The sequence below is a fragment of the Actinophytocola sediminis genome (genome assembly GCF_054779715.1).
Genome location: NZ_BAAGXS010000058.1, coordinates 45,360 through 61,904 on the forward strand (window position 1 = coordinate 45,360; position 16,545 = coordinate 61,904).

16 protein-coding genes are annotated in these 16,545 nt (G+C 70.8%); 4 read left to right on the top strand and 12 right to left on the bottom strand.

What is annotated here, in order from left to right; all coding sequences use genetic code 11:
• The first annotated feature begins 5 nt into the window (after positions 1-5).
• Positions 6-1,187, top strand: a complete 1,182-nt coding sequence (locus ACYVIP_RS29320) for a cation:proton antiporter (protein ID WP_460402100.1) — start codon at positions 6-8, stop codon at positions 1,185-1,187.
• Here ACYVIP_RS29320 and ACYVIP_RS29325 read toward each other — a convergent pair.
• The 7 genes from ACYVIP_RS29325 to xerD all read right to left on the bottom strand — a co-directional run bounded on the left by ACYVIP_RS29325 (position 1,155) and on the right by xerD (position 7,192).
• Complete coding sequence (locus ACYVIP_RS29325; protein WP_460402102.1) at positions 1,155-2,321, bottom strand: DUF1015 family protein; 1,167 nt, start codon at positions 2,319-2,321, stop codon at positions 1,155-1,157. The two genes, ACYVIP_RS29320 and ACYVIP_RS29325, sit on opposite strands and share 33 nt — an antisense overlap.
• Positions 2,321-3,055 (bottom strand): pseudouridine synthase, encoded by a 735-nt coding sequence (locus ACYVIP_RS29330; protein ID WP_460402104.1) that lies wholly within the window; start codon positions 3,053-3,055, stop codon positions 2,321-2,323. The genes ACYVIP_RS29325 and ACYVIP_RS29330 overlap by 1 nt, the downstream gene beginning before the upstream one ends.
• Positions 3,045-3,965 (bottom strand): SMC-Scp complex subunit ScpB, encoded by a 921-nt coding sequence (gene scpB, locus ACYVIP_RS29335; RefSeq protein ID WP_460402106.1) that lies wholly within the window; start codon positions 3,963-3,965, stop codon positions 3,045-3,047. The genes ACYVIP_RS29330 and scpB overlap by 11 nt, the downstream gene beginning before the upstream one ends.
• Entirely contained in the window at positions 3,962-4,792 is an 831-nt protein-coding gene (locus tag ACYVIP_RS29340) for a segregation and condensation protein A (RefSeq protein ID WP_460402108.1), read from the bottom strand. The genes scpB and ACYVIP_RS29340 overlap by 4 nt, the downstream gene beginning before the upstream one ends.
• 6 nt (positions 4,793-4,798) lie before the next feature.
• A complete protein-coding gene (locus ACYVIP_RS29345) occupies positions 4,799-5,134 on the bottom strand; it encodes a hypothetical protein (protein WP_460402110.1) in 336 nt (111 codons plus the stop codon).
• A complete protein-coding gene (locus tag ACYVIP_RS29350; RefSeq protein WP_460402111.1) occupies positions 5,131-6,069 on the bottom strand; it encodes a ParA family protein in 939 nt (312 codons plus the stop codon). The genes ACYVIP_RS29345 and ACYVIP_RS29350 overlap by 4 nt, the downstream gene beginning before the upstream one ends.
• A 190-nt stretch (positions 6,070-6,259) precedes the next feature.
• Entirely contained in the window at positions 6,260-7,192 is a 933-nt protein-coding gene (gene xerD, locus ACYVIP_RS29355) for a site-specific tyrosine recombinase XerD (protein WP_460402113.1), read from the bottom strand.
• 108 nt (positions 7,193-7,300) lie between these two features.
• Here xerD and ACYVIP_RS29360 point away from each other — a divergent pair, with 108 nt between their 5' ends.
• Positions 7,301-7,783, top strand: coding sequence for a DUF1707 domain-containing protein (locus tag ACYVIP_RS29360; RefSeq protein ID WP_460402115.1), 483 nt, complete (start codon positions 7,301-7,303; stop codon positions 7,781-7,783).
• A 116-nt stretch (positions 7,784-7,899) separates the two neighbouring features.
• Here the strand turns inward: ACYVIP_RS29360 and ACYVIP_RS29365 are convergent, their stop codons facing one another.
• From ACYVIP_RS29365 to ACYVIP_RS29385, 5 genes are read right to left on the bottom strand one after another with little or no spacing between them, the layout of a single operon-like run.
• On the bottom strand, positions 7,900-8,631 hold the full coding sequence (locus tag ACYVIP_RS29365) for a FadR/GntR family transcriptional regulator (RefSeq protein WP_460402117.1): 732 nt from the start codon (positions 8,629-8,631) through the stop codon (positions 7,900-7,902).
• Positions 8,632-8,634: 3 nt separating this feature from the next.
• The gene (locus ACYVIP_RS29370; RefSeq protein WP_460402119.1) at positions 8,635-9,399 is read right to left on the bottom strand and encodes a 3-oxoacyl-ACP reductase; all 765 of its coding nucleotides are present in this window, start codon (positions 9,397-9,399) and stop codon (positions 8,635-8,637) included.
• Complete coding sequence (locus ACYVIP_RS29375) at positions 9,396-10,760, bottom strand: aldehyde dehydrogenase family protein (protein ID WP_460402121.1); 1,365 nt, start codon at positions 10,758-10,760, stop codon at positions 9,396-9,398. Before ACYVIP_RS29375 ends, ACYVIP_RS29370 begins: the two co-directional genes overlap by 4 nt.
• Positions 10,757-11,464 carry a gamma-glutamyl-gamma-aminobutyrate hydrolase family protein gene (locus ACYVIP_RS29380; RefSeq protein WP_460402123.1) on the bottom strand — a complete coding sequence of 236 codons (708 nt, stop codon included), beginning with the start codon at positions 11,462-11,464 and terminating at the stop codon, positions 10,757-10,759. The genes ACYVIP_RS29375 and ACYVIP_RS29380 overlap by 4 nt, the downstream gene beginning before the upstream one ends.
• Positions 11,445-12,809 (bottom strand): glutamine synthetase family protein, encoded by a 1,365-nt coding sequence (locus ACYVIP_RS29385; protein WP_460402125.1) that lies wholly within the window; start codon positions 12,807-12,809, stop codon positions 11,445-11,447. The genes ACYVIP_RS29380 and ACYVIP_RS29385 overlap by 20 nt, the downstream gene beginning before the upstream one ends.
• A 145-nt stretch (positions 12,810-12,954) precedes the next feature.
• Here ACYVIP_RS29385 and eat point away from each other — a divergent pair, with 145 nt between their 5' ends.
• Positions 12,955-14,403, top strand: coding sequence for an ethanolamine permease (eat, locus tag ACYVIP_RS29390; protein ID WP_460402127.1), 1,449 nt, complete (start codon positions 12,955-12,957; stop codon positions 14,401-14,403).
• 249 nt (positions 14,404-14,652) lie between these two features.
• Positions 14,653-16,374, top strand: coding sequence for a bifunctional metallophosphatase/5'-nucleotidase (locus ACYVIP_RS29395; RefSeq protein ID WP_460402129.1), 1,722 nt, complete (start codon positions 14,653-14,655; stop codon positions 16,372-16,374).
• Positions 16,375-16,545: the final 171 nt, after the last annotated feature.

A 16,545-nucleotide genomic window follows, 5' to 3' on the forward strand; every position in this document is an offset into this window, starting at 1 on the left:
GGCCAGTGCACAGTTCAGCGGTCGCGTTGATCGAACTCGGCGCGATCTTCTTCGGCCTTGGCGTGCTGGGGCGCGTGGCCTGGAAGATCGGTATCTCGCCGATCCCGTTCTATCTGCTCGGCGGGCTCGCGTTCGGCAGTGGGGGCATCCTGCCGCTCGAGGGCATCGAGGAGTTCACCGCGCTGGCCAGCGAGATCGGCGTCATCCTGCTGCTTCTGCTGCTGGGGTTGGAGTATTCGGCGGCCGAGCTGGTCACCGGGCTGAAACGGTCCTGGCTGGCCGGTCTGCTCGATCTCGTGCTGAACGCGGCGCCGGGCGCGATCGTGGCGCTGATGCTGGGCTGGGGTGTCATCGGAGCGCTCGCGATGGCCGGCGTCACCTACATCTCCTCCTCCGGGATCGTCGCGAAGGTACTCAGCGACCTCGGCCAGCTGGGCAACCGGGAGACCCCGGTCATCCTGTCGATCCTGGTCTTCGAGGACCTGGCGATGGCGGTCTATCTCCCGATCCTCACCGGGGTGCTGGCCGGGGCGACGCTGCTCGGCGGGTTGACCACGATCGGCATCTCGCTGGCGGTGGTCACGCTGGTGCTGGTGCTCGCGCTGCGGTTCGGCCGCTACGTCTCGGCCATCGTGGACAGCAAGAGTCCCGAGGTGTTCCTGTTGCGCGTGCTGGGCGCCGCGCTGCTGGTGGCCGGGGTCGCCCAGCAGTTACAGGTCTCCGCCGCGGTCGGCGCGTTCCTGCTCGGGATCGCGATCTCCGGGTCGACGGCGGAGAACGCGACCAGGATGCTCGAACCGCTGCGGGACCTGTTCGCCGCGATCTTCTTCGTGGTGTTCGGGTTGAACACCAACCCCTCGGCCATCCCACCGGTGCTCGGGATCGCGTTGGCGCTCGCGGTGATCACGACGTTCACGAAGCTGATCACCGGCTGGTGGGCGGCGAAGTGGCAGGGCATCGGGCCGATGGGCCGGGCGCGCACCGGGGCGGCGCTGGTCGCCAGAGGTGAGTTCTCGATCGTCATCGCCGGGCTCGCGGTGTCGGCCAACGTGGTCGACGCCCAGCTGGCCGCGCTGGCCGCGGCCTACGTGCTGATCATGGCGGTGTTCGGGCCGTTGGCCGCGCGGGGCGCCGAGCCGGCGATGCGGCTGGCGTCAGCCAGGCTGCGGCGGACGGCGACCGCCTAGTTCGGCCAGCAGCAGACCGCTGCGCGGCTTCGGGGTGAAGTAGGTGCTCTTGCGGGGCATCCGGTCGCCAGCGGCGTGCACGGCCCGCACGGTCGCCAGTGGCACCGGGGCGAGCAGGAACACGGCGTCGGCGTCGGCCGGGGGTTGGCGGCCCGCCGGCAGCGGACGGACGTTCGGGCCTTCCGGGTCGATCCCGATGGCGCCCCGGAGCAGCACCTCTTCCAGCACCGCGTGGTCGGGTCCCTGGTCGGGCAACCGGACCCGAAGTGTCCCTTGTGGACAGTGGACGACGGTCGTGCCCGGCGTCGGGTCGGCGCCGGCCGGGTCGTCGACGGTCAACCCCGCGCGGCGCCACGCGGTCGCCAGATCCGCCGCGGTCAGGCCGGTGCCGACGAGCACGCGGTGGTAGGCACCGATCCGCAGTGCCGGGCCGGCGGTGACCATCGCCAGCAGGCCGGACAGGCCGGCGGTGGCCGCGGCCGCGACGCGGTGGTTGCCGTCGGCGACCATCAACGGGTACGCGGACGCCTCGGCGAGCACGGTGTCGCGCACTTGTCCCGAACCCAACAGCCACAGGCGATGCCGCCGACCCTCGCTGTCCACTGTAGACACTTCGGGGTGCTTTCCGGCCACCGCGAGCCGCAGCGCCGCGGTCAGCGTGTCGGTCTCGCCGACCGGGACCAACATCGCGGCGCTGGTGGCGTGGCCGAGACCGGCGAGCACCTCGGCCCGCTCGGCGACGATCTCCGGGTACACCTGCTCGCTGTGCCGGATCCGGCCGAGCCCGGCGGCGTCCACCGCGGCCGGGTCGACCATGCACAACAACCCGCACGCGGTGCCGTCCGGACCATCCACTTCGTACGGTGCGACCACATCGGACACCGCGCGGTAGGCGGTGCGCAGCAACACCGACAGCGTCGAGCGGGCCGCCGGCAACGCGTCGAGCAACCCGAGCCCACCCGCGATCGCCGCCGGCGTCCGATGTGGATGCTGGACGGCGAGCAGGGTGCCGGCCGGGCGGCGGCGCAGCGCCTCGACGATCCGTTCCGGTTCGGCGAACTCGTCCACGTCCGGACCGGGGACCTCGTCGCGGACGATCCAGCCCCGATCGATCGGCCGGACCCAGTGGCTCATCAGAGATCGACGGCCGAGAACAGGGAGCCGATCTCGGGACGGGTGAGCGGACGCAGCGAGCCGGGCCGCTGGTTGCCGAGCCGCACGTCGGCGATCTGGGTGCGCACGAGCTTGCGCACCGGGTGACCGACCTCGGCGAGCATCCGGCGGACGATGTGGTTGCGCCCCTCGTGCAGCACGACCTCCACCAGCGCGCGCCCGCCCGTCGTGTCCACCACCCGGAAGGCGTCGACCCTGGCCGGGCCGTCGTCGAGGGTCACGCCGTCGCGGAGCTGGCGGCCGATCGTGCGGCCGATGGGCCCCGGCACCTCGGCGAGGTAGGTCTTGGCCACGACGAACGACGGGTGCATCAGCCGGTGGGCCAGGTCGCCGTCGTTGGTGAACAGCAGCAGGCCCTCGGTCTCGGCGTCGAGCCGGCCGACGTGGAACAGCCGTTCCCTGCGGTCGCGCACGTAGTCGCCGACCGAGGGGCGGCCGCGGTCGTCGGACATCGTGGTGTGCACGCCGCGCGGCTTGTTGAACGCCAGGTAGACCAGGTCGGCGCGCACCACGACGCGGACCCCGTCGACATGGATCACCGCGGTGTCCGGGTCGACGCGCCGGCCGAACTCGGTGACCACCTTGCCGTCCACGCTGACCCGGCGCTCGGCGATCAGCTCCTCGGAGGCCCGGCGGGAGGCGATACCCGCCTGGGCCAGGACCTTCTGGAGTCGGACTCCTTCGTCAGACGTCATCGATGGAGTCAACCTCCGGTAGCAGTGGCGCGATCGGGGGCAGGTCCTCCAGGGAGGACAGGCCGAGGCGCTCGAGGAACAGTTCGGTCGTGCGGTAGAGGAAGCCGCCGGTCTCCAGGTCGGTGCCGGTCTCCTCGACCAGCCCCCTGGCGAGGAGGGTGCGGATGACGCCGTCGCAGTTGACGCCGCGCACGGCGGCGACCCTGGCTCGGGTGACGGGTTGACGGTAGGCGATGACCGCGAGGGTCTCCAGGGCGGCGCGGGTGAGCTTGGCCCGCTGGCCGCCGAGCAGGAGCTTCTCGACGTAGGGGGCGTAGCGGTCGCGGGTGTGGTAGCGCCAGCCGCCGCCGGTGTTGCGCAGGTCAAGGCCGCGGCCGTGGTCGGTGTAGTCGGCGGCCATGCGCAGGAGGGCGGCGCTCACCCGGGCGACGGTGGTGTCGGTGGCGGCAGCCAGGGACTCCTCGTCCACCGGTGAGTCGACGACGAGCAGCAGCGCCTCGAGCGTGCACTCGAGTTCGGCGTCGGTGAGTTCGCGGAGCTCCTCGGCGTCCTCGGCCGGTACCTCCGAGCCGGCTGGCGAGTCGGCTGGCGAGGTGTCCGGGTCGGTGTCCTGGTCGGCGACGATCGGGTCGTCCACCAGCTCGGTGGGCGGGTCGGCGTCGGCGTGCGGCTCCTCGGCCACGACGGCGGCTTCGTCAACCGGCTCAGCGGGCTCGGCCGGTTCGTCGGCGGACTCAAGCGGCTCGGCGGGCTCAGCCACGGCGGGCTCGGCGACAGGTGAATCGACCGGTTCAGCGGTGTCCTCGACGACCTCGGTCGGCGGGTCGGCGTCCGCGACCGGCTCCTCGACGGACTCGGAGACCGGTTTCTCGGCCGACGGCGACTCAGGCTGCTGGTCCTGCGTGCTCACCCGTACTCCTCCTCATCGCCACCGACACCGTCACCGGCCGCCCGCACATCCTCGACACTGCCGCCGGTCCACCGCACGACCAGCTCCCCCAGCGCCTCCTCCTGGTGGAACGTGATCACGTCCTCCTTGTACAGGTCCAGCAACGCCAGGAACCGCGCCACCACCTCGATACTGTGCTCACAGTCGGCCACCAGCTCACCGAAGGTCCCCCCGCCGCTGCTGGCCAACCGCTCCCGCAACAGCGCCGCGTGCTCGCGAACCGACACCTTCCCCATGTGCAGGTGATCGAAGGACACCGTCGGCGGCGGCTTCGGCCGGAACACCGCCGCCGCGATCTCGGCGAACTTCTGCGCGTTCACCCCCAACATGACCTCGGGCAGCAACGACGCGAACCGGTCCTCCAAGGCCACCGAACGCGGATAGCGCCGCAGCGCCCCCGCCTCCAGCTCCGCGAACAGCGACGCCACCTGCTTGTAGGCCCGGTACTGCAACAACCTGGCGAACAGCAGGTCCCGCGCCTCCAGCAACGCCAGGTCGTCCTCGTCCTCGACATCACCGGTCGGCAGCAGCCGCGCCGCCTTCAGGTCGAGCAACGTCGCGGCGATCACCAGGAACTCGGTGGTCTCGTCGAGGTTCCAGTCCTCCCCCGCCTGCCGCAGATGCGCGATGAAGTCATCGGTCACCCGGTGCAGCGCCACCTCGGTCACGTCCAGCTCGTGCTGCGAGATCAGCTGCAGCAGCAGGTCGAACGGCCCCTCGAAATTGGACAATCGCACGGTGAACCGCGACGAGGACGCCCCGCCGTCCTCGGGAGCAGAATCGATCAACGAACGCTACTTCCCGGTGTCCTGGCGCAATCGTCGCACCAGCACCGAGTCCTCACCGCGCTCGTCCAGGTCGGCCAGTACCACCGCGATCGCCTCGCGCACCACCCGGCCGCGGTCGATCGCGAGCCCGTGGGTCGCCCGCAGCGCCAGCCGCGCGTGCTCCAACGCGAGCAGCTCCTCGTCGGACACGTACACAGTGATCTTCGAGGTGTGCTTCTGCCTCGGCGTACCGCGCCGGGGCGACACCGGCGCGGCATGGGTCGCCGGCCAACTCTCCTCGACCCGCTCACCGGTGTTCCTGAACAGCTCTGCCGCACCCGGCAACGAGGCGCGACGACTCACCGGGCCATCGCCACTTCCCTGGCGATGACCTCACGAGCCAACTGCCGGTAGGCCTTCGCGCCGGCCGAGCGCGGCGCCCAGACCGTGATCGGCGCACCGGCCACCGTGGTCTCCGGGAACCGCACCGTCCGGTTGATCACCGCGTCGAACACGATGTCCTGGAACCGCTCGACCACCCGCGCGATGACCTCCCGCGAGTGCAGCGTGCGCGGGTCGAACATCGTGGCCAGGATGCCGGTGATCTCCAACTTGGGGTTGAGCCGCTCGCGCACCTTCTCGATGGTGTCGATCAGCAACGCCACCCCGCGCAGGCTGAAGAACTCGCACTCCAGCGGGATCAGCACCCCGTCAGCGGCGGCCAGCGCGTTGACCGTCAGCAGGCCGAGCGAGGGCTGGCAGTCGATCAGGATGTAGTCGTACTGGTCGACCACCGGTCGCAACGCGCGCACCAGCGTGTGCTCGCGGCCGACCTCGGCGACCAGCTGGACCTCGGCCGCCGACAGGTCGATGTTGCTCGGCAGCAGGTCCATGTTGTCCACGCCGGTCCGGATCACGGCATCCGCGGCGGTCACCGACCGCTCGATGATGACGTTGTAGATCGTGCGATCCAGCTGGTGGGCGGGGATGCCGAGGCCGACCGACAGCGCGCCCTGCGGGTCGAAGTCCACGATCAGCACCCGCCGGCCGAACTCGGTCAGCGCCGCGCCGAGGTTGATGGTCGAGGTCGTCTTGCCGACCCCACCCTTCTGGTTGCACAGCGCGAGCACCTTGGCCGGACCATGCCCGTTGAGCAGCGGCGGCTCCGGAATGTGCCGCTTCGGCCTGCCGGTCGGGCCCAGTGAGCCGTTCGGGGTGTCGTCGAGCGCCTCGTCCTCGTCGGAAGCCGCTCGTGGGGCGAGGCTGAGCTCCCGTTCCGAGGGATGCATTGTCGACATAACGACCTAGCTCCTTGTCGTCCGGCTGTCCGCCGCAGCTTAGAGATGGCGCTGCGCAACCGGCAACGAGGCTCGCCGTAATGACTCCAGGTCGGACGTGGACAAAGATAGCGCAGGTCGCTCCCGTCGCCGACCAGATCCGGGGCGATCACCGGCTCCGCGAGGCCGTGACCTGCACGGCAGACCGCTGTCAGCCCCGTGCCCTCGGGTGTGCCGTCGCGTAGACCTCACGCAGCGTGTTGACCGTGACCAGGGTGTAGATCTGCGTCGTGGTCACCGACGCGTGTCCGAGCAGCTCCTGCACCACCCGCACGTCCGCGCCGCCTTCCAGCAGGTGGGTGGCGAACGAGTGGCGCAGCGTGTGCGGCGAGACCGAGGCCACGATGCCCGCCCGCTCGGCGGCCACCTTGAGCGTCTGCCAGGCGCTCTGCCGCGACAGCCGCCCGCCGCGCACGTTGAGGAACACCGCGGGCGTGCCCCGGCCGCGCGCCGCCAGCCCGGGACGGGCACGCACCAGGTAGGCGTCCAGCGCGTCCAGCGCGGGCCGGCCGATCGGGACCAGCCGCTGCTTGCCGCCCTTGCCGTCCAGCCGCACGGTCCGCTCCCGCGGGTCGACGTCGTCCAGGTCGAGGCCGACGGCCTCGGAGATCCGCGCGCCGGTCGAGTACAGCAACTCCAGCAGCGCCCGGTCCCGCAGCGGGCCCGCGCCCTCGACCGGCGGGGTGTCCAGCAGGCGCAGCACGTCGTCCACCGGCAGCGCCTTGGGCAGCCGGCGGGGCGCGGCGGGCGGGCGGACCTCGCGGGCCGGGTCCAGCTCGACGATGCCCTCGCGCACGGCGAACCGGTGCAGCCCGCGCACCGCGACCAGTGCCCTGGCGGCCGAGGAGGCGGCCAGCGGCGGGTGCTCGCCGTCGCCCTCGCGGAGCACGGCGAGGAAGGCCGACACGTGCGCCTCGGACACCCCGGTCAGGTCCGGCACCTCGACCGAGCTCAGATGCGCGGCGTAACGGCGCAGGTCACGGGTGTAGCCGTCGAGGGTGTTGCGGGCGGTGCCGCGCTCGACGGCGAGATGGTCGAGATAGGCGGCCACGGCGTCGGCCAGCGCGGACGCGACCTCGACCATGACACCTCCTTGCCGGCGACGGTCAGCCTATTCCGGGCGCGCACACCCTGTGTAGGTGGCGCGCTGACGTATCGTGGATTTCGTGCGCACTGAATGCGAGGTGTCGTCATGAGTGCCTCGATCGAGAGCGACGATATCCGGGTCGGCACCGCCGAGCGGGAGACCGCGGTCGGCATCCTGGGCGACCACTTCGCCGAGGGACGCCTCACGGTCGAGGAGTACGAACAGCGGGTGAGCTCCGCGCTCGAGTCGAGGACCCGCGGCGACCTGCGCCCGCTTTTCCGGGATCTGCCGCCGCCCTACCCGGCGTTCATGGTGCCGCCGTTGCGGCCGGCGACGGAGCTGCCGGCGTTCCGCCGCACCGGGACCGAGCCCGCGGTGGTCTCGGACAAGAGCCGGGTCGCAGCCGGCCTGTTACAGATCCTGCTGCCGTTCGGCATCGGCCGGTTCTACACCGGACACACCGGCATCGCCGTGGCGCAGCTGCTCACGTCGTTCCTGTTCATCGGGATCGCCTGGAGTTTCATCGACGGCATCCTGCTGCTGGTCAACGGCGGCGACGACACCTTCGGCCGCCCCTTACGCGACTAAGGCCCCCATGCCCTGAATGAGGCATTGGAGACGTTCAACGTCCTCAATGGGGCATTCAGGGCACTTCCCCAACCCGACCACAACGACACAGGCCAGCCCGGTTCGGTCCTGTTGTTCTACAGGAACCCGCGTAACAGGGCCGCCGTGCCTGCCAGGTGCTCGTCCATCGCGGCGCGGGCCGCGGCGGCGTCGCCGGACAGGATGGCCTCGACGATGGCCAGGTGCTGTTCGTTGGAGTGCTCGATGTTGGCCCCCAGCAACGGGATCGCGTCCAACAGCTCGTTGACCTTCGTGCGGATCTCGGCGACCGCGGTGGTCAGCGACGGCGACGCGGTGACCTCCGCGATCGCCAGGTGCAGCCGGGAGTCCCGGCGCCGGTACTCCGCCTCCTCCCCCGTCGGCACCCCCGCCACGTCGGTGAGGCGTACCCGTACGTGCTGGCGGTCGGTCGGGCTCAGCGACCGCGCGGCCGCCGCCTCGGCCGCGCCGCTCTCCAGCACCCGCCGCAGGGTCAGCACGTCGTCGAGGTCCGCGCCCGACGGCGGGACCCCGCGGGTCGGCCGGGGCGCGGTCGGCAGGTCCTCGGCGACGAACGTGCCGCCGTAGCGCCCACGCCGGGACTCGACGTAACCCGCGTCGGCGACCGCGCGAATCGCCTCGCGCAGCGTCACCCGGCTCACCCCGAGCCGGGCGGCCAGTTCCCGTTCGGCGGGCAGCCGCTCTCCCGGTGCGGCCACCCCGAGCCGGATCGCCTGCAACAGCCGCTCGACGGTCTCCTCGAACGCGTTGCGGGTCCGCACCGGCCGGAACACCGCCGCGGACGCGTTTCGTCCTCTATGGACGGACATGGGTCAGATCGGGGTCACGTAGGCGCCGGAGATGCCACCGTCCACCAGGAACGTCGACGCGGTGATGAACGAGGCGTCGTCGCTGGCCAGGAACGCGGTCGCGGCGGCGATCTCCTCCGGCTCGGCGAAGCGTCCCATCGGCACGTGCACCAGGCGCCGCTGGGCGCGCTCCGCGTCGGCGGCGAACAACTCCTTCAGCAGCGGGGTGTTCACCGGCCCCGGACACAACGCGTTGACCCGGATGCCCTCGCGGGCGAACTCGACACCGAGCTCCCGGCTCATCGCCAACACCCCGCCCTTGGACGCGGAGTAGGAGATCTGCGAGGTCGCCGCACCGAGCACGGCGACGAACGACGCGGTGTTGATGATCGATCCCTTGCCCTGCCGGCGCATGTGCGGCAGCACGTACTTGCAGCACAGGTACACCGAGGTCAGGTTGACCCGCTGCACGTGCTCCCACGCCTCGATCCCGGTGTCCAGAATGGACGCGTCCTGCGGCGGGGAGATGCCGGCGTTGTTGAACGCGATGTCCACCCGGCCATGGGTGTCCACGACGTGAGCGAACATCGCCTCGACCGCGGCCTCGTCGGTGACGTCACAGGTGATCGCGTCGCCACCGAGTTCCTCGGCGAGCGCGGTGATCGCCTCGGTGTTCAGGTCGACGCCGACCACCAGCGCGCCCTCCTCGGCGAACCGCCGCGCGGTGGCCAGGCCGATCCCGCTGGCCGCGCCGGTGATCACGGCTACCCTGTCCCGCAAGCGTTTCACGACTCCCCCTCGGTGGCGATGAACACGTTCTTGGTCTCGGTGAACGCGGCCAGCGCGTCCGGGCCGAGCTCCCGGCCGAGCCCGGACTGCTTCATGCCGCCGAACGGCGTCCAGTACCGCACCGAGGAGTGCGAGTTGACCGACAGGTTGCCCGCCTCCACCCCCCGCGCGACCCGCATGGCCCGGCCGACGTCGTTGGTCCAGATCGAGCCGGACAGCCCGTAGTCGGTGTCGTTGGCCAGCCGCAGCGCGTCGGCCTCGTCGTCGAACGCCTGCACCGTCACCACCGGCCCGAACACCTCCTCGACGACCGTGCGGTCGGTGGGCGTGCGGGGCAGCACGACGGTCGGCGGGAACCAGTAGCCGGGCCCGGCCGGCGCGCTCCCCCGGAACGCGACGTCCACCCCGTCGTCCACATAGGACGCCACAGCAGCCAGGTGGCCGGCGGAGATCAGCGGGCCCATCTCGGTCGCCTCGCTGGCCGGATCGCCGACCACGACCCCGCGCACGGCAGGCTCGAGCAGTTCGAGGAACCGGTCGAACACCGTGCGCTGCACCAGGATCCGCGACCGGGCGCAGCAGTCCTGGCCGGCGTTGTCGAACACCCCGTATGGCGCGGTCGCGGCGGCCCGCTCCAGGTCGGCGTCGGCGAACACGATGTTGGCGTTCTTGCCGCCCAACTCGAGGGTCACCCGCTTCACCTGGGCGGCGCAGCCGGCCATGAGCTGCCGGCCGACGGCCGTCGAGCCGGTGAAGACCACCTTGCGTACCAGGGGATGGTCCACGAACCGCTGCCCGACGACCGAGCCCTTTCCCGGCAGCACCTGGAAGACGTCGGGCGGCAGGCCGGCGGCCCTGGCCAGTTCGCCGAGCCGGATCGCGGTCAGCGGGGTCAGCTCGGCCGGTTTGAGCACCACGGTGTTGCCGGCGGCGAGCGCGGGCGCGAACCCCCAGCCCGCGATGGGCATGGGAAAGTTCCACGGCACGATCACGCCGACCACGCCCAGCGGCTCGGCGAAGGTGATGTTCACCCCGCCGGGCACCGGAATCTGCCGGCCGAACAACCGTTCCGGCGCGGCGGCGTAGTAGTGCAGCACGTCCCGGACGTTGCCGGCCTCCCACCGCGCGTTGCCGATGGTGTGCCCGGAGTTGTCGACCTCCAGCGAGGCCAGGCGGTCCACATCGGCGTCGACGGCCTCGGCGAAGCGGCGCAGGAGCCGGGCACGGTCGCCGGGCGCGACCGCCCGCCAGGCCGGCCACGCGCGGTGCGCCCGCTCGATCGCGGCGTCCGTTTCGGCCGCCGAGGTCGGCGGCACGCTGGCCACCACCTGCTCGGTCGCCGGGTTGATCACCTCGGTCATCGCCGTGTCTCCCCTACCAGTGCCGCGAACAGCCGACGGTCCACATCGGCCTCCGGATGCCATTGCACGCCAAGACAGAAGACTTCGCCAGACAGCTCGACCGCCTCGACCGTGCCGTCCCCGGCCGTGGCGACCACCACCAGCCCGTCGCCGAGCCGGTCGACCGCCTGGTGGTGGTGACAGTGCACGTCGAGGCGCTCGCCGACGATCCCCGCGAGCCTGCTCCCACCGACGACTTCCACCGTCACCCGGCCGAAGGTCCCCGGTGCCGGCAGGTGGTCGGTGTTGCCGGCCTGGTCGGGCAGGTGCTGGTGCAGGGTCCCGCCGCGCACGGTGTTCAGCAGCTGCATCCCCCGGCACACGCCGAGCAGCGGGATGCCCAGCTTGAACGCGAGGGTCACCAGCTCCTGCTCGGACTCGTCCCGGTCGGGCCGTGCCGGTCCGGTGGCCTGCGCCCTCGGCGCGCCGTAGCGGGCCGGGTCGATGTCCGCGCCGCCGGCGATCACCAGACCGTCCAGGTTGGACAGATGGCCGGGCTCCCAGGTGTCGACGGGCGGCAGCAGTACCGGTGTGCCGCCCGCGGCGACCACCCCGTCGAGGTAGCCCCTGGGTAGCACGGCCGACGGCTGGTCCCACACCCCGAACCTGGTCTCCTCCAGGTAGGTGCTGATCCCGATCAGCGGGCTAGAGGCGCTCGAAGCCACGGATCCGCTCCCAGTCGGTGACCGCCGCGTCGTAGGCGGCGAGCTCGACACGGGCGTTGTTCAGGTAGTGGTCGATCACCTCGTCGCCGAACGCGGCGCGTGCCGACGTGCTGTGGTCGAGCAGCGCCGCCGCGTCGCGCAGGGTGGTCGGCACCTGTGGTTTGTCGGCCGCGTAGGCGTTTCCGGTGAACTCCGGTTCCAGCGGCAACTCGTTCTCGATGCCGTGCAGGCCGGCGGCGACCAGTGCGGCCACGCCGAGGTAGGGGTTCATGTCCCCGCCGGGCACCCGGTTCTCCACCCGCAGCGACTCGCCGTGGCCGACCACCCGCAGCGCGCAGGTTCGGTTGTCCACGCCCCAGGCCACCGAGGTCGGCGCGAAGCTGCCGGACTGGTAACGCTTGTAGGAGTTGATGTTCGGCGCGAAGAAGTAGGTCAGCTCGCGCAGCATCGCCTGCTGGCCGGCGAGGAAGTGCGCCATCAGCGGGGAGAACCCGTGCGGCCCGTCGCCGGCCAGCACGGCCGAGCCGTCCGTGCCGCGCAGCGAGATGTGCACGTGGCAGGAGTTGCCCTCGCGCTCGTTGTACTTGGCCATGAAGGTTAGGCTCTTGCCGTGCCGGGCGGCGATCTCCTTGGCCCCGGTCTTGTAGATACTGTGGTTGTCGCATGTGGACAGCGCGGTGGTGTAACGGAACGCGATCTCGTGCTGGCCGGGGTTGCACTCGCCCTTCGCGGACTCCACGTACATGCCGGCGCCGGTCATGCCGTTGCGGATGTCGCGCAGCAACGGCTCCACCCGGCCGGTGCCGAGCATCGAGTAGTCCACGTTGTACTGGTTGGCCGGCGTGAGGTCGCGATAGCCCTTGTGCCAGCCCTGTTCGTAGGAGTCGTCGAAGACGATGAACTCCAGCTCCGTGCCGACGTAGGCGGCCAGCCCGCGCTCGGCCAGCCGGTCGAGCTGGCGGCGCAGCACCTGCCGGGGCGAGGCGACCACCGGTCCGCCGTCGACCCACTCGACGTCGGCGAGCACCAGCGCGGTCCCCGGGTGCCACGGGACGAGCCGGAGGGTGTCCAGGTCCGGGCGCAGCACGAAGTCGCCGTAGCCACGCTCCCATGAGGACATGGCATAGCCGTCGACGGTGTTCATGTCGACGTCGACGGCGAGCAGGTAGTTGCACGCCTCGGTGGCGTGCGCGACGACCTGGTCGAGGAAGTACTCCGCGGCGCACCGCTTGCCCTGCAGGCGACCCTGCATGTCGGTGATGGCCACCAGCACGGTGTCGATCGCGCCGTCGTCCACCAGGATGCGCAGCCGGTCGAGGGTGAGCAAGCCGTCCCGGTGTCCCATGTGAGCCCTCCAAAGGATCAGACCTGACCCATTGCACACGCGTGACCGGGGCGTGTCAATTGATGAAGTTCTTGACACTGCCGGCCGAGAGGATCACTCTCAGAAAGGCTCAAAGGACTGATGCTGGCCCATTAGGGAGCTTGCCGTGTCGACACCGCAGCACCGGGATAATGTCGAGTACCAGACCGCGCCGGCGAGCTACCTCGAGCAGCGTCAGCTCCGCAGAGGCGCGGCCGGCTGGGTCCTGCTCGCCGGCCTCGGTGTCGCGTACGTGATCTCCGGCGACTTCGCCGGCTGGAACTTCGGCCTGGCAGAAGGCGGTTGGGGCGGTCTGCTGATCGCGACCGCGCTCATGGCGGTGATGTACACGTGCATGGTGTTCGGCCTGGCCGAGATGGCCTCGGCGATGCCGGTGGCCGGCGCCGGCTACGGGTTCGCCAGGCGGGCACTCGGCCCGACCGGCGGTTTCGCGACCGGGACGGCGATCCTGATCGAGTACGCCATCGCCCCGGCGGCCATCGCGGTGTTCATCGGCGGCTATGTCGAGTCGCTCGGACTGTTCGGCATCACCAGCGGCTGGCCGGTGTTCCTGGCCTGCTACCTGATCTTCATCGGCGTGCACCTGTGGGGTGTCGGCGAGGCGCTGCGGGTGATCTTCGTGATCACCGGCGTCGCGGTGGTCGCGCTGGTGGTGTTCGTGATCGGCATGATCGGCAAGTTCGACCCGGACAACCTGTTCGACATCGCGGCGACCGACGCGGTGGGGGCGAGCACGTTCCTGCCGTACGGGATCGCAGGTGTGTTGGCGGCGTTCGTCTACGGCATCTGGTTCTTCCTTGCCGTGGAAGGAGTTCCGCTGGCCGCGGAGGAGGCCTCCGAGCCCAGGCGGGACCTGCCACGGGGAATCATCGCCGCGATGGCCGCGCTGCTGGTGTTCGCCGCGCTGATGCTGGTGATCGCGCCCGGGGCAGCGGGTTCGGCGACCATCGCCGAGTCGGACAACCCGCTGCCCGACGCCATCCGCGCGGCCTACGGTGGGGACAACTTCCTGGCGCAGTTCGTGAACTACGTCGGGTTGGCCGGCCTGGTGGCCAGCTTCTTCTCGATCATCTACGCCTACTCCCGGCAACTGTTCGCGCTGTCCCGCGCCGGCTACCTGCCGAGGTGGATGTCGGTGACCGGCCGGCGCAAGACCCCGTACCTGGCGCTGATCGTGCCCGGCACGATCGGTTTCATCCTGGCGACGGCGACCATGGACGGCGCGCTGCTGATCAACATCGCGGTCTTCGGCGCCACGGTGTCGTATGTGTTGCTGAACGTGTCGCACATCGTGCTGCGAGTCCGGGAGCCGGGGCTGGAGCGCCCGTACCGCACCCCGGGCGGCGTGGTCACCACCGGCATCGCGGCCGTGCTCGCGGTCTGCGCGGTGATCGCGACGTTCTTCGTGGACGAGTTGGCCGCGGCGATCACCGCCGGCATCCTGCTGATCGCCTTGGCCTACTTCTTCTTCTACAGCCGCCACCACCTGGTCGCGAACGTCCCAGAAGAGGAGTTCGCCGCCATCCGCCAAGCCGAGTCCGAACTGTCGGACTGACCCGATGCAGCGAAGGGTCCCTTCACTGCACTGGACGCAGCGAAGGGACCCTTCACTGCGTTCCGTTGACCCAGACCAGCCGCTTTGGTCGACAGCGTCACGACGAGCCAGCGGTGGACCTCACCGTAGCGCCAGCCGGTGGGCGGCGTCGTCGCCCTATGTTCACCCGCGGGCACGGTGCCCGCAGCTTCCGGTCCACATTGGACACCGAGGCTGTCGCCCGTGTCCAGAACCGTTGTACTACTTCTCGTGGGTCTGCTCGTGCTCACCGGCACGCCCGCGACCGCCGCCCCCGACCGGAGCGTGCCCGTCCAGTTGCTGTCCATCACCGACCTGCACGGGTACTTCGGCGAGCACACCGCCACCGTGCGGCCGACCGCGGGCGCGCCGGTGCAGACCGTCGGTGGCGGCGCGTACCTCACCACCCACCTCCGGGAGCTGCGGGAAGGGCAGCGGAACTCCATCCTGTTCTCCGCCGGTGACGACTTCTCCGGCTGGCCGGACGAGACCGAGTGGTTCTGGAACGAGCCGACGATCGAGTACCTCAACCTGCTCGGTCTCGACTTCTCCACCGTCGGCAACCACGAGATGGACCGCGGCATCAAGTTCCTGCGCCACATGATGGACGGAACCTGCCAGGGGCGCCCGGACCGCGACCTGTGTTTCACCGACTCGACCGGCCGCCGGTTCCACGGCGCGGACTTCGAGTACTACTCGGCGACCATGTCCGACGCGCGGACCGGCAAGCCGGTCCTCGCGCCCTACCACGTCAAGTGGGTCGACGCCGGGCACGGCAAGCGGCTGCCCGTCGGGTTCGTCCACGCCACCACGAGCCTCGCGTCCGCTGAGCAGATGTCCTACACGCCGAGCGGGATCACCTTCGAACCGGAGGTCGCGCGGATCAACCACTACGCGAAACTGTTACGCCGCCAGGGGGTCGCGGCGATCGTCGCGGTCGTGCACGAGGGCTTCAGCCAGGCGAGCGGGGCCGGCTACAACGACTGCGACGCCCCGTTCGGACCGGTCGCCGAGTTCAACGCCACCATCGACCCGGCCGTGGACGCGATCGTCACCGGCCACTGGCACGCACAGGCCAACTGCACACTGCCCGACCCGGCGGGCAACCCGCGCCCGGTCGTCGCGGCGGGGGACGCGGGCAAGCTCGTCAGCGAGATCACGCTGCGGCTCGATCCGCGCACCGGCGAGGTCCTGCGCGACCGGACGACCTCGGTGCTGCACCCCAACACGCGGGACGTGGCGCCGGACCCGGCGACGCTGCGGCTGACCGCGTACTGGAAGGACCGGCTCGAAGCGCGCGCGAACAAGCCGGTGGCCAGGGTCGCGGCGGACCTGACCCGCGCCCGGGACGAGCGCGGCGAGTCCGGCCTGTACAACGCCACCGCGGACGCGTTCCTGTGGGCGGCCAACCTGGACGGTCACGCGGACCTCGCGGTGGCCATGCCCGACATCCTGCGCCGCGACCTCACCTACGCGGCCACACCGGGCGCCCCGGCGGACACGAACGGGCGGGTGCTGTTCTCCGAGCTGGCGGTCGGCACGGTGTACGACAGCGGCATCGGCGTCGGGCTGGTGCGCGGCACCGTGCCCGGCCGGGCGGTCGACGAGCTGCTGGAAAGCCAGTGGCAGCCCGACGGTGGGTACCGGCCGGTGGCGGTGTCGGCGAATGTGCGGTACACCTACGACCTGACCAGGCCGGTCGGCGACCGCGTTTCGGACGTGCGGATCGACGGGAAGACGCTGCGGCCCGGCACGCCGTACCGGGTGGCGACCCTCGCGAACAACTTCTTCGCCAAGAACGCCACCCCGGGTTTCACCGCCCTGTTCGACGCCCGCAAGCAGGACCGCAGCGCCTACAACGGCGGTGACGCCCTGTGGCGCTACCTGGAGGCGAAGTCACCGGTGCCCGTCCCACAGCCAGGTCGCGCGACCCCGGCCCGCGGCAACACCTGATGACGGTGCACGGGACGGACGATCGTCCGTCCCGTGCCCTCCGCCACGTTCTGTCCCACCGATCAGCTCGGCTCGATCGCGCTGCCTGACTACGCCGACTGAGACTCGCAGGCGTCAAGCGCGCGTGCGATGTACAGGCCGTGGTTGAGATAGGTCAGGAACGTGTCGACG